General features: G+C 70.3%; 8 protein-coding genes. 3 read left to right on the top strand and 5 right to left on the bottom strand.

Features of this window, described 5'->3' with window-relative positions; translation table 11 throughout:
- Positions 1-19 precede the first annotated feature (19 nt).
- From MLG_RS02090 to MLG_RS02080, 3 genes are all read left to right on the top strand, one after another.
- On the top strand, positions 20-748 hold the full coding sequence (locus MLG_RS02090) for a sulfite exporter TauE/SafE family protein (RefSeq protein ID WP_011628166.1): 729 nt from the start codon (positions 20-22) through the stop codon (positions 746-748).
- Positions 749-1083: 335 nt separating this feature from the next.
- Positions 1084-2349, top strand: coding sequence for a D-amino acid dehydrogenase (locus MLG_RS02085; protein WP_011628165.1), 1266 nt, complete (start codon positions 1084-1086; stop codon positions 2347-2349).
- A gap of 79 nt (positions 2350-2428) precedes the next feature.
- Positions 2429-2743 carry an HPF/RaiA family ribosome-associated protein gene (locus tag MLG_RS02080; protein ID WP_011628164.1) on the top strand — a complete coding sequence of 105 codons (315 nt, stop codon included), beginning with the start codon at positions 2429-2431 and terminating at the stop codon, positions 2741-2743.
- Positions 2744-2810: 67 nt separating this feature from the next.
- Here MLG_RS02080 and pmbA read toward each other — a convergent pair whose 3' ends face one another.
- The 5 genes from pmbA to rng all read right to left on the bottom strand — a co-directional run bounded on the left by pmbA (position 2811) and on the right by rng (position 12232).
- Positions 2811-4169 (bottom strand): metalloprotease PmbA, encoded by a 1359-nt coding sequence (gene pmbA / locus MLG_RS02075; RefSeq protein WP_011628163.1) that lies wholly within the window; start codon positions 4167-4169, stop codon positions 2811-2813.
- A 277-nt stretch (positions 4170-4446) separates the two neighbouring features.
- Entirely contained in the window at positions 4447-5898 is a 1452-nt protein-coding gene (tldD, locus tag MLG_RS02070; protein WP_011628162.1) for a metalloprotease TldD, read from the bottom strand.
- A 43-nt stretch (positions 5899-5941) separates the two neighbouring features.
- On the bottom strand, positions 5942-6769 hold the full coding sequence (locus MLG_RS02065; protein ID WP_011628161.1) for a carbon-nitrogen hydrolase family protein: 828 nt from the start codon (positions 6767-6769) through the stop codon (positions 5942-5944).
- Positions 6770-6793: 24 nt separating this feature from the next.
- The gene (locus MLG_RS02060) at positions 6794-10684 is read right to left on the bottom strand and encodes a YhdP family protein (RefSeq protein WP_041717875.1); all 3891 of its coding nucleotides are present in this window, start codon (positions 10682-10684) and stop codon (positions 6794-6796) included.
- A gap of 69 nt (positions 10685-10753) precedes the next feature.
- Positions 10754-12232, bottom strand: a complete 1479-nt coding sequence (gene rng / locus MLG_RS02055) for a ribonuclease G (protein WP_011628159.1) — start codon at positions 12230-12232, stop codon at positions 10754-10756.
- Position 12233: the final 1 nt, after the last annotated feature.

Below are 12233 nucleotides of genomic sequence, written 5' to 3'. Positions count from 1 at the left end.
ACCACCGCAAGGGCGTCACGTGGAACTCAGCCTGCTTCAGCTCCTGCTCGCCTCCCTCCTGGTGGCCTTCGGCTGCTTTATCCAGGGGGCGCTGGGCTTCGGCCTGGCCCTGGCCGTGGCGCCGTTGCTGTTCCTCATCCACCCCGACCTGGTGCCGGGCCCGGTGCTGTTCCTGGCCATGGTCATCTCGGTGATCATCCTCTGGCGCAACCGCGCCGGGCTGGCCATCGGCGAGATGGGCAGCGCCCTGCTGGGGCGCGTCCCGGGCATGCTCCTGGCCCTGTGGGTGCTAAGTTTCGCCACCTCCACCCTGTTGTCGCTGATCCTGGGTGGCGCGGTGCTGCTGGGCGTCGCCGCGAGCCTCGCCCGCTGGCACATCACCCCGACCCGCAACACGCTGATCACCGCCGGATTGCTGTCCGGCTTCATGGGCACCAGCACCTCCATCGGCGGCCCGCCGATGGCGCTGGTCTACCAGAACGCCCGGGGTGACCAGGTGCGCGCCAATCTCGGCGGGTTCTTTTTGGTCGGCACCGTCATGTCGCTGGCCGGTCTGACCCTGCTGGGCCATTACGGCCACCACGAACTGCTCCTTTCACTGGCCCTGACACCCGCCGCCCTGGCCGGGCTGGCCCTCTCCCGCCACGCCATCGGCTGGGTGGATGCCGGACGCCTGCGCCCGGCCCTGCTCGCCCTCTGCACCCTATCCGGGGTGGCGGTGATCATTGATGGGCTGCTCGCCCTGTGACCCCCGGACACTGTATCCCCATACAGCTTTCGCGCGATGTTTATGCACACAGCGGGTACAGTGGCGATCAAGGCGCCACAAGTGCTTGATTGTTCGCCCCCGAAACGGACACAAACGGGTAACCCATTGTTTTTCAATGACCAAATCTGACTTGATCAATGTTGCATCAATTTGAAGCCCGCCTTGTCTCTCATGGCTTTGCGGCCGGTGTCCCCGATTCCTCCACAATGTTATCCACAGGTTCTGTGGATACATCCCCATCACAAGGCTTGTCCAATGGGTGTATAACCTGATCAACTGAAATACCCGGCCTATCCGGTCCAAAAGGAGGCGCGATGAAGGTGACAGTGGTGGGCGGCGGCGTGATCGGCATCACGACCGCGTGGTACCTGGCGGAGGCCGGCCACGCGGTCACGGTCGTCGACCGCGCGCCGGCAATGGCCGACGAGACCAGTCACGCCAACGGCGGCCTGCTGCACGCCAGTCACGCCGAACCCTGGAACGGGCCCGGGGTGTTCTGGGACCTGATCCGTTGGATCGGCCGCGAGAACTCCCCACTGCTGGTGCGGCCACGGGCGGTGCCGGGGTTGATCCGCTGGGGTCTGGGCTTTCTGCGCTACAGCCGCCGCCGGCACCATGAGCACAGCCTGGCGGTGAACGCCCGGCTGGCGGTCCACAGCCTGGAGCGGCTGCGCGCCCTGCGTGCCGAGACCGGCCTGCGCTATGACGACCGCCAGGAAGGCATCCTCAAGGTCTTCAACGACCGCACCGCCTTTGAGAGCGCGGTGCAGGCCTCCACCCTGATGGCGGAGGCGGGGGTGCGCTACCAGGTGCTGGACCCGGACCAAACGGTGGCACTGGACCCGGCCTACGGCGATGCCCGGGCACAGTTGGCGGGCGCCATCTACTACCCGGAGGATGAGAGCGGCGACGCCTGCCTGTTCACCCGGCGGCTGGCGGCGCTGGCGGCCGAGCGCCACGGGGTCAGCCTGCTCAACGACACCGCGGTGGAGGACTGGCGGCTGGAGGCCGGCCGCATCGTCGCCGCCCGCACCAACCGGGGCGAGATCGAGGCGGATGCCTGGGTCCTGGCGGCGGGCAGCTACACCCCGTTGCTGACCCGACCGCTGGGCCTGCGGGTGCCAATCTATCCGGTCAAGGGCTATTCGGTCACCCTGCATACCCCGGACTGGGAGGGTGCACCGCGCATCCCCATGATCGACGACGAACGCAAGGTGGTCATGGCCCGGCTCGGCGACCGGATACGCATGGCCGGCACCGCCGAGTTCGCCGGTTACGATTTGTCACTGCGCCCGGCGCGCTGTGACAATGTCCTCAACAACGTACTGGCGACGTTCCCCGGTTTGCGGGATCATATCGCCCCCGAGACACGGGAGGACTGGTGCGGGCTGCGCCCCATGAGCATGGACGGGCCGCCGATCATCGGCGCGACGCCGGTGCCCAACCTGTACCTCAACAGCGGCACCGGCCACCTGGGTTGGACGTTCGCCTGCGGGGTGTCGCACCTGCTGGCGCAGCAGCTATCAGGTGAGCCCCCTGCGCTGGACATGGCCCCGCTGGCCCTCAGCCGCTTTAACTGATTGACCATCAACCGAATCGACCGGCCCGCCGTCGCTGAACGACCGGCGGCGGGCCCCGACCTGACACTAAGGAGACGACATGCAGATTCAGATCAACCCCGGCGACGGTGTTCACCACTCGGACGCCCTGGAGCAGCACATCAAGGAGAGCCTGGGCACGCTGGAGAAGCGCTTCGGGGATCGCCTGACCCGCCTGGAGATCCACATGAGCGACACGAACGGGCCCAAGGGCGGCGTCAACAAGGAGGTGCGCATCGAGGCCCGCCCCAATGGGCTCGATCCGGTGATGGCCAGCGCCACCGAGGAGGACGTCTACGACGCCGCCCGTTCGGCCATCAGCAAGCTGGAGAAGGTGCTCGCCACCCGCTTCGGCAAGCTGGACGATCGCCGCTGAACGCGACCCCTCCCCCGGGGGCCTGCCCCGGGCCCGCGCGGCCCGGGTGCGCAGCCCGGGCGCCGGCTCATTCGCCGGCGACGGTCATCGCATCCACCAGCAGCGAGCCGGTGTGGATGTTGCCGCGCCGGTCCACGTCGCAACCCACCGCGGTGAGTCCGGCGTACATCTCCCGCAGATTGCCGGCCACGGTGATCTCCTGCACCGGGTGGGCGATCTCGCCATCCTCGACCCAGAAGCCGGTAGCCCCCCGCGAGTAGTCGCCGGTGACCGGGTTAACCCCCTGCCCCATCATCTCCGTGACCAGTAGCCCGGTCCCCATGCGCTTGAGCAGGGCGGCCTGGTCGTCGGGGCCTGGTTCCACCACCAGGTTGTGCACGCCGCCGGCGTTGCCGGTGGTCTGCATGCCCAGGCGGCGGGCGGAGTAGCTGTCCAGCACGTAGCCCTGCAGCACGCCGTCGCGCACCAATGTCCGCTCGCGGGTGGCCACGCCCTCATGGTCGAAGGGCACGCTGCCCAGGCCACGCGGGCGGTGGGGCTCTTCCCGCATCTGCACGAAGTCCGGGAAGACCGGCTGGCCCAACTGGTCGAGCAGGAAGGAGGCCTTGCGGTAGAGGGCGCCGCCGCGAATGGCGCCGATAAAGTGGCCGATGAGTCCCCGGGCCATGGGCGGGGCGAACAGGACCGGCACCCGCCGGGTGCCCAGTTGGCGGGCGCCCATTCGCGCCAGGGTGCGCCGGGCCGCCTCGCGACCGACGTCCTCGGCCCGTTCCAGGGCCTCGGGGACGCGGTCGACGGTGTACCAGTAGTCCCGCTGCATGTGGTCGCCCTCGCCGGCGACCATGACGCAGTTCATGCTGTGGCGGGTGCCGGCGTAGTGGCCGAGGAAGCCGTGGCTGTTGCCGTAGACCCGGAGGGTGTGGTGGGTGGCCACGCCCGCGCCCTCGGAGTTGGTGATGCCTTTTTCCGCCAGCCCGGCGGCTTCGCAGCGGCGGGCGAGGTCGATGGCCTCTTCCGGGTTCAGGGCCCAGGGGTGTTCCAGGTCCAGCTCGGGGACCTGGCGGGGCATGAGTTCGGGGTCGGCGAGGCCGTGGGCGGGGTCCTCGGAGGTGTAGCGGGCGATGTCGCAGGCGGCCTGGACGGTCTCGCGGATGGATTCGGGGCGGAAGTCGGCGGTGTTGGCGCTGCCCTTGCGCTGGCCGAAGTAGACGGTGACGCTGAGGCCGCGGTCCCGGTGGTGTTCCAAGGTGTCGACTTCGCCCTTGCGGACGTTGACGGAGAGGCCGAGATCGAAGGCGAGGCCGGCCTCGGCGCCGGTGGCGCCCAGGGTGCGGGCGGTGTCCAGGGCCTGTTGGATGAGGGCCTCCATGTCGGCGCTGGCGGGGAGGCCTGAGGTACGACTGCTGTGCGTGACGGTATTGGTCATTCCGCTGTCCTTTGGCTTCGCTGATTGCGGGGGCTGCGGTCGGGGTGGTGCGATGATCGGGCCGGGCTCCACTTGCGCACCCCTTCGGGGTCCCCTGCGCTACTCGTAAAAAGGCGGCGGCGCGAACTCGCTTCGCTCGGACAGGCGCGCCTTTTCTCCGCCTTTTTACTGCGTTGCTCGGTGCGCAAAGTCGCCCGGCCCGATCATCGCACCACCTCGACCGCAACCCCCGCCGGCATTTTCCAGGTTCGCTGCCCTCGCCGGTCGTGGGCGTGGGTCAGCCGCGGGTGCCGCCCACGGTGAGGGCGTCGACCTTGAGGGTCGGCTGGCCCACGCCGACCGGGACGCTCTGGCCCTCCTTGCCGCAGACGCCGATGCCGCCGTCGAGTTTCAGGTCGTTGCCGACCATGCTGACGCGGGTGAGGACGTCGGGGCCGTTGCCGATTAGGGTGGCGCCCTTGACCGGGGTGGTGATCCGGCCCTTCTCGATGAGGTAGGCCTCGCTAGCGGAGAAGACGAACTTGCCGGAGGTGATGTCCACCTGGCCGCCGCCGAAGTTGACGGCGTAGAGGCCGTGGTCCACCGAGCGGATAATCTCCTCCGGGTCGTGGGGGCCGGGGAGCATGTAGGTGTTGGTCATCCGCGGCATGGGCAGGTGGGCGAAGGATTCTCGCCGGCAGTTGCCGGTGGAGGCTGTGCCCATCAGGCGGGCGTTGAGCTTGTCCTGCATGAAGCCCTTGAGTACGCCCTTTTCGATCAGGGTAGTGCAGCGGGTGGGGGTGCCCTCGTCGTCGACGTTGAGCGAACCGCGGCGGTTGGCCAGGGTGCCGTCGTCGACCACGGTGCACAGCGGTGAGGCGACACGTTCGCCCATGCGTCCGGCGAAGGCGGAGGTGCCCTTGCGGTTGAAGTCGCCCTCCAGGCCGTGGCCCACGGCCTCGTGGAGCAGCACGCCGGGCCAGCCGGGGCCGAGCACGACAGGCATGGAGCCGGCCGGGGCCTCCTCGGCCTCCAGGTTGACCAGGGCCTGGCGGACGGCCTCGCGGGCATAGCCCAGGGCGCGGTCCTGGTCGAGGAAGAAGCTGTAGCTCACCCGGCCGCCGCCCCCGCACATGCCGTTCTCGCGCCGGTCGCCCTCGCGGACCAGGACGCTGACGTTGAAACGCACCAGCGGGCGAACGTCGGCGGCCAGGGTGCCGTCGGCGCAGGCGACGAGCATGGTCTCGTGGACGCCACCGAGGGTGGCGATGACCTGCTCGACCCGCGGGTCCTGGGCCCGGGCCTCGGCGTCCACGGCCTTGAGCAGGGCCACCTTGTCGTCGGCGCTCAGCCCGTCCAGGGGGTTGTCGGTGGGATAGAGGGCGTGGCCCTCGCCACGGTGCCAGGCCTGCAGCCGGCCGCTCTGGCCGCTGCGGGCGATGGCACGGGCGCTGCCCGAGGCCTCCATCAGCGCCGGCAGGACGATCTCGTCCGAGTAGGCGAACCCGCTCTGCTCGCCACTGATCGCCCGCACGCCCACGCCCTGGTCGATGCCGCGGGTGCCTTCACGGACCCGGCCGTCCTCCATCACCCAGCCCTCGCTGCGGGCGCTCTGGAAATAGATGTCGGCGGCATCGACGCCCGGGCCCATCAGCCGGGCAAAGGCCTGCTCCAGGTGCTGCTCCTCCAACCCGGCCGGCGCCAGTATCCGTTGCCGGGCGATGTCCAGTCGGTCGACTACTGCGCTCATGGCTCAGCTCCGGGGGGCAAGGCCCCGCTGTCGGTGTCGCGATTCAGAATTTACGGTGTGTCAGCGCCGGAAAGCGGCGGCGGATCTCGGCCTGGCGGTGCAGGTCGAGATCGGCGACCACCACACCGGCCCCCTTGGCGCGGCTGGCCAGCACGCTGCCCCAGGGGTCGACGATGAGGCTGTCGCCGTAGGTTTCCCGCCCGCTGGCATGGCGCCCGCCCTGATCGGGGGCCACCGTAAAGCAGAGGTTCTCGATGGCCCGGGCGGTGACCAGCGTGCGCCAGTGGGCGGCACCGGTGACGGCGGTGAACGCGGAGGGGAGGACCAGGATCTCCATCCCCTGCCGCGCCATCTCCCGGAACTGTTCCGGGAATCGGACATCGTAACAGACCGCCAGGCCGATGCGGCCCAGCTCGGTCTCCACCACCACCGCGCGAGAGCCGGGCTCCAGGGTGTCGGACTCGCGGTAGGCCTCGGTCGGGCTGACGCCGACGTCGAAAAGGTGCACCTTGTCGTATCGGCCCAGGCGACGGCCATCGGGACCGTAGAGCAGGCAGGCGGCCCGCACCTTGCCGGGGTTCTCGCTGCGCAGGGGGAGGGTACCGGCCACCAGGTGGATGCGGTGGCGGCTGGCGAGCTTGGCCAGCAGGTCCTGGATGGGCCCCTCACCGTCGCTCTCGGCCACGTCCAGTTTATCGGCCTCCCGGCGCCCCATGAGGGCAAAGTTCTCCGGCAGGCCCACCAGCTCCGCGCCCTGCTCGGCCGCCTGGCCGATCAGCCGCTCGACCTCGGCGAGATTGCCGGCCAGATTCGGGCCCGAGGCCATCTGCACCGCAGCCGCGCGCACCCGCTTGTCGTCCCTAATCGCCATCTTCCCGCTCTCCAATCTGCCGGTTCAATCTGCCCAGGCCGGCGGTACACCGGCGTCGGGCCGGTCCGCGCCCCTGCGCTCCACTTTGGGGTCATCCCATGGCCCCGTCACCCGATAACTGTACCGGGTTGCACGCTCCACCTCATCTCCCGCCACCCGATCGGCCAGCCACCCGGCAGCCGCACCCACCGGGCCGCCGACGATGAAGCCCACCAGCGGCATGGTGGCCCCCAGGCGGGGCGTCACCTGGACGGTCTGGTCGTAGTCGCGGTCGCGCAGGCCAATGCGGCCCTCGATGGCCAGCTTGGCGGCCGGGCCGTCGATGTCGAACCGCTGGATGTGCGCCTGACCGTCGACCAGTTCCAGGTCGGCGCGCAGGCTGTCGAAGGCAAAGCCGCGGCCGAAGATATCGGAGAAATCCAGCGCCAGGCGACGCGGCAGGGTGGTGACACTGAGCAGCCCGAACAGGCGCCCGGCGCCCGGGCTGAGGTCGGGGATCTGCCCGTCGTCGATGCGCAGCGAGACCGCCCCCTCCATCTCGGCCAGGGTAAAGCGGTGGGGCAGGTTGTCCCAGGCCACGTCGTTGTCGATCTCGGTGCGGCCGCGGCTGACGGAGGGCAGGTAGCCCAGGGTGGCCAGGATGTCCCCGGCACGCTCGCCCTGCAGGCGGCTTTTCAGCTCGGTGCGGTGGCCCCCGTCGCGATAATGCCAGGCCATGTCGCCCTGCAGGGCGAAACTGGGCGTGTCCAGCCGGATCGACTCAAACCGGGCGCTGTCCCCCTCCGGCGTCACCCGCAGGTCCAGGCGCCCGAGATCGCGGCGATCGATGACCAGTTGCCCGATGGACAGGTCCATGTGGGGCAGCCGGCCGGGGCGCAAGGGCTCCGGTCCGTCCGCAGGCTCTGCGGCCCGCTCCTCCCGGTCCCCGGTGAGCAGGTCCAGGTCCAAGTCCACGCGTTCGAGATCCGCACGCATCGGCGTCGCGGCGTCCGGGGCCAACGGCCAAAACACCCCACCGCGTATCGGCCCATCCAACTGCAGCCGCCAGTCGGGGTGCGCGTCGGCGGCCAGGACCAGTCGCTGCCCGCTCAGCGCCAGCGCCCCCAGGTCGAGACGCTCAAAGTGCAGATCCAGCCCCAGCGGCGGCAGGTCCTCGGGCCATTCGGGCCGCTCCTGCCCGGTCGCTGCGGTGTGCTGCTCGAGCCAGTCCAGCCAGGGGTCCACGGCCACTGGAGGCACCCGGCCGCGGACCAGCCAGCTCCGCTCGGCGGGCAGCGAGGCCGGCTCGGTACCGAGCCGGACGGCCATTCGCGGCACCGCGCCACGCTCCGGGTCCAGTGCCAGCACACCGTTGAGGGTGTCGTGGTAACGCCAGCGCACCGGGCCCAGCCCGTCCTCATCGATCCGCGCCTCCAGGGTCAGGTCGCGGGGCTCGCCGGCGGGTTTGCCCAGCGGCTCGGGCAGATCCACGGCCAGCTCCTCCAGGGCGCTGCTCAGGCGCAGGCGCACGTCGTCCGGCCCCTGGTCGGGCCGGAAGTTGGGCAACTGCAGTTCGGCCTGCCAGGCGGGTTCACCGTGGAGCCAGCCCTCGGGCAGGCCGACCTGCGGAAAGAGCGCGCCCGGTGCCCCCCGGGTACGCCCGCGCAGCCGGATCCGCTGCTCGTCGGTCTCGGCCTCCACCCGCAGCGGGTGGCCGAGATAGCGCGCCTGCAAGTCGCTGATGCGCAATCCGCGCTCATCGAAATGCACCTCACCGACCACGTTGTTGAAGGCCAGATCCCAGCGCGGCAGGCGGTAGTTGGCCCCCTCGCCCAGTTGCAACCGCCCGTCCAGACGCACCCGGTTCGGATCGAAGTTGCGCAGCGGTATGGCCAGTGCCAGGGTCAGGTCGTGGTCGCCGTCCAGTGCCATGGGCACCACGTCGTTGAGCAGGCGGGCGGTCAAGGGCATCTGGCGCAGATAGTCCAGGTAGGCCTCACCGCTGCCGTGGACCTCGCCCTGGACCGCGAGCACCGGCTCGAAGAGGTCGGCGAGGGTCACCTCCACCCGCTGCACGCTCGTGCCCGCGAGCCGGCCCCCATGGCCGCGGATGTGCATGGACCGCCCCCGGAAATCCAGCTCGGCCTCGGCCCCGGTCAGGCGTGGCCAGTCCGGCTGATAGGCCAGTTCCCCGTCGATGACCCGGCCGCCGGCCTGGAACGCCACCTCGCCCTGGCGAAAGCGCTCGCCCGAGAGCGGCCCATCCCAATGGACCCGGGCCTCGGTGACCTCACCGCCAATCACCGCCGCCGCCACCCACTCCCGGGCGGCCGGCGGCAGGTGGCGGAGCGGCAGGTAGCGGGCGGTGCGGCTGGCGTCACCGTCCCAGGCCTCGGCCCGCAGGCGCATCCACGGCGGCTCGCCGGGTCGGCCGGCGAGACTAAGGGCGCCCTCGGCACGGGCATCCGGGTTTTCCAGCGCGATATCGTCCACGTCCAGCCGGTAGTGGCCCTCGCCCTCCAGCCACCAGCGCAGGTCGGCACGGGCCTCGGTCACCGGGATGGTCTCGGGGAACAGGTGGGGGAAGTCCAGCGCCGCGCCATGGGCGCTGACGGCCCCCTGACCGCCCTCCTCGGTGGTGCGGAAATGGCCATCCAGCGGTCCGATGCCCGGTACCGGGCCGACCGGCGCCATCCCCACGCCGTGGAAACGGGCGGCCGAGTCCAGGCGCTGGAGGTCGCCCTCCGGGCCCAGTCGCAGACGCAGGTGGGCATCCCGCAGCTCGCCATAGGGGGCCGCGCTGTGCAGCCGTTGCATCCAGTCCCGGTCCATGCCCGGGCTCAGTTCGGCGAGTCGGACCAGATCGTCCAGGTGCGCCCGGTCGAACACCGCCCCCAGTGCCAGCACGCCCTCTGCCGTCCGCCGATGGCTGAAGGCCGCATCCTGGGCCGCCCAGTCCTGGTCCGGGCGCGCCATGACCAGGTCGTTGACATCGACACGCCAGCCGGCGGGTGTCCCCGACCAACGGGCCTGTCCGGCCAGCCGGTGAGCGAGCAGCTGAACCTCGGCATCGGCCTCGCGCCGCCATTCCAGATCCAGCAACTGGAAATCGCCGGTAACCGAGCCCGCGCCACCGGTCCACTCCCCCCACAGGGTCAGGTCGGCGTCGCCATAGAGCCGGTAGGCGGTCTCCGGGCTCGGCAGCAGCCCCGGAAGGGCGTCCAGGACCAGGCGCCGGCCCTCCAGGTGAAACCGACCACCGGGCAGCGTCCCGCGGCCGCTCAGGTCCAGCTCCAGCCGACCCTGAAGCCCCCCGCCCAGGGCCTCCGGCGGCTCCAGCGTCACCGCCGCGCGCAGCCTGCGGGCATCGCGCTCCAGCCGCGCCACCCCGGGCAGGCGCCAGAGCCGGCCATCGGCGCCGTGCCAAAGCACCTCGGCGTCCTCCAGGCGCATGCCCGCGGGCAGTAAAGACCAGTCGAAGTCGGCAAGCCGCTCCAGATCGAAGGGCTCTTCGGCCAGGGTCAGCCCCTCCAGCCCCCGGACCACCGGCCGGCCGCGCTCGTCCAGCCCGGCCTCCAGGCGCAACCCCACCAGCGCCAGGTCCCGCACCACCGGCTGCCAGTGCACCAGGCTCGCGACCGGGGCCAGCTCCACGCGCAGGGCCTGAAACCCCAGGGCCTGATCGTCGGGGCCCACCTCGACGCCGTCGGCGTACAGCACCGGCCGCCAGCCCTGCCAGTCGAGCCGGAGCGCTTCCACCGCCACCGGCTGATCCAGTTCCTCGGCCAGTCGCAGTTCCAGGGTGGCCCGGTAGTCGGGCACCAGGGCCGGCAACGCCAGACGCAGGGTCCACAACACCAGGGCCAGCAACAGCAGGCCCAGGGCGAGGGCGCGCAGGGCATAGCCGGGAAGCTTGTCAGTGAACGCTGGATGCAAGGGCGACTCTCCGGCCCCGTTCAGGCCTGTACGACCCACCCAGCCCCTGACGGGCGCGCGGGCCGCACCTTACATGAGCACCACATCGAACTGTTCCTGGGTGTACAGGCTCTCGGCCTGCAGTTCGATGGGGCGACCGATGAACTCTTCCAGTTGTGCGAGGCTGGTACTCTCGTCCTCGAGCAGCAGGTCCACCACCTCGGTGGCCGCCAGCACCACCAGGCGGCGGGACTCGAACTGACGGGCCTCGCGGAGGATCTCGCGGAAGATCTCGTAGCTGACCGTCTCGGCGCTTTTCACCGAACCGCGGCCACCGCAGGTTGGACAAGATTCGCAGAGCTGATGTTCCAGGCTCTCCCGGGTGCGCTTGCGGGTCATCTCCACCAACCCGAGGGCCGAGACGCCGCTGATCTGGGTCTTGGCGTGGTCCTTCTGCAGGGCCTTCTCGAGCGCCCGCAGCACCTGGCGCTTGTGCTCCTCCTCCACCATGTCGATGAAATCGACGATGATGATGCCGCCCAGATTGCGCAGGCGAAGCTGGCGGGCAATGGCCTGGGCAGCCTCCAGGTTGGTCTTGAAGATGGTCTCTTCCAGGGTGCGGTGGCCAACGTAGGCGCCGGTGTTGACGTCCACGGTGGTCATGGCCTCGGTCTGGTCGATCACCAGATGCCCGCCGGATTTGAGCGGCACCCGGCGATTGAGCGCGCGCAGGATCTCGTCCTCAATGTTGTAGAGGTCGAACAGCGGCCGCTCGCCGGGGTAATACTCCACCCGCGGCGCCATCTCGGGCAGGAAGCGGCGGCAGAAGGAGACCACGTTGAGGTAGTTCTCCCGCGAGTCCACCCGCACCCGCTCCACCTCGCTGCCGGCCAGATCGCGCATGGCGCGCACGGTGAGCGGGAGGTCCTCATGCACCCGCTGACCGGCAGAGGCATGCGCGGCCCGCTCACTGATGGACTGCCAGAGCCGCAGCAGGAAGTCGAAATCGGCCCGCAGGGCCTCCTCGGCCACCTGTTCGGCGGCGGTGCGCACGATGATGCCCATATCGCCGCGGTCGGCCAGCAGCGACTCGCCGATGGCGCGCAGGCGCTCGCGCTCCGCCGGATCCTCCACCCGGGCGGAGACGCCCAGGGCACGACTGCCCGGGGCCAGGACCAGGTATCGGGAGGGGATGGTGATATGGGTGGTCAGCCGCGCCCCCTTGCTGCCAATCGGGTCCTTCAGCACCTGGACCACGACCTCCTGGCCCTCGGTGAGCAGCTCGTCGATGGGCAGGGGGGGCGGCCGGCCATTCGGTTCGTCCCCCACCGGGGCGGGCTCGGCGCGGGCGATGTCGGAGGCGTGCAGGAAGGCGGTGCGCTCGAGTCCAGCCTCGATGAAGGCCGCCTGCATCCCCGGCAGCACACGCACCACCCGGCCTTTGTAGAGATTGCCCACCAGCCCCCGCCGGCGGGCCCGCTCCAGGTGCAACTCCTGGAGCACCCCGTTTTCAACCAGGGCGACCCGCGTCTCGCGCGGGGTGACGTTGATCAGGATTTCCTGGGCCACG

Origin of the sequence: Alkalilimnicola ehrlichii MLHE-1 (genome assembly GCF_000014785.1) — a bacterium.
Classification (GTDB): domain Bacteria; phylum Pseudomonadota; class Gammaproteobacteria; order Nitrococcales; family Halorhodospiraceae; genus Alkalilimnicola; species Alkalilimnicola ehrlichii.
This window is presented reverse-complemented; position numbering and strand designations above follow the sequence as displayed.

Bases quoted from the DNA above. Each gene is read 5' to 3' on its own strand.
- MLG_RS02085 (WP_011628165.1), top strand. From the start codon at position 1,084: ATGAAGGTGACAGTGGTGGGCGGCGGCGTGATCGGCATCACGACCGCG.
- MLG_RS02080 (WP_011628164.1), top strand. From the start codon at position 2,429: ATGCAGATTCAGATCAACCCCGGCGACGGTGTTCACCACTCGGACGCC.
- pmbA (WP_011628163.1), bottom strand. From the start codon at position 4,169: ATGACCAATACCGTCACGCACAGCAGTCGTACCTCAGGCCTCCCCGCC.
- tldD (WP_011628162.1), bottom strand. From the start codon at position 5,898: ATGAGCGCAGTAGTCGACCGACTGGACATCGCCCGGCAACGGATACTG.
- MLG_RS02065 (WP_011628161.1), bottom strand. From the start codon at position 6,769: ATGGCGATTAGGGACGACAAGCGGGTGCGCGCGGCTGCGGTGCAGATG.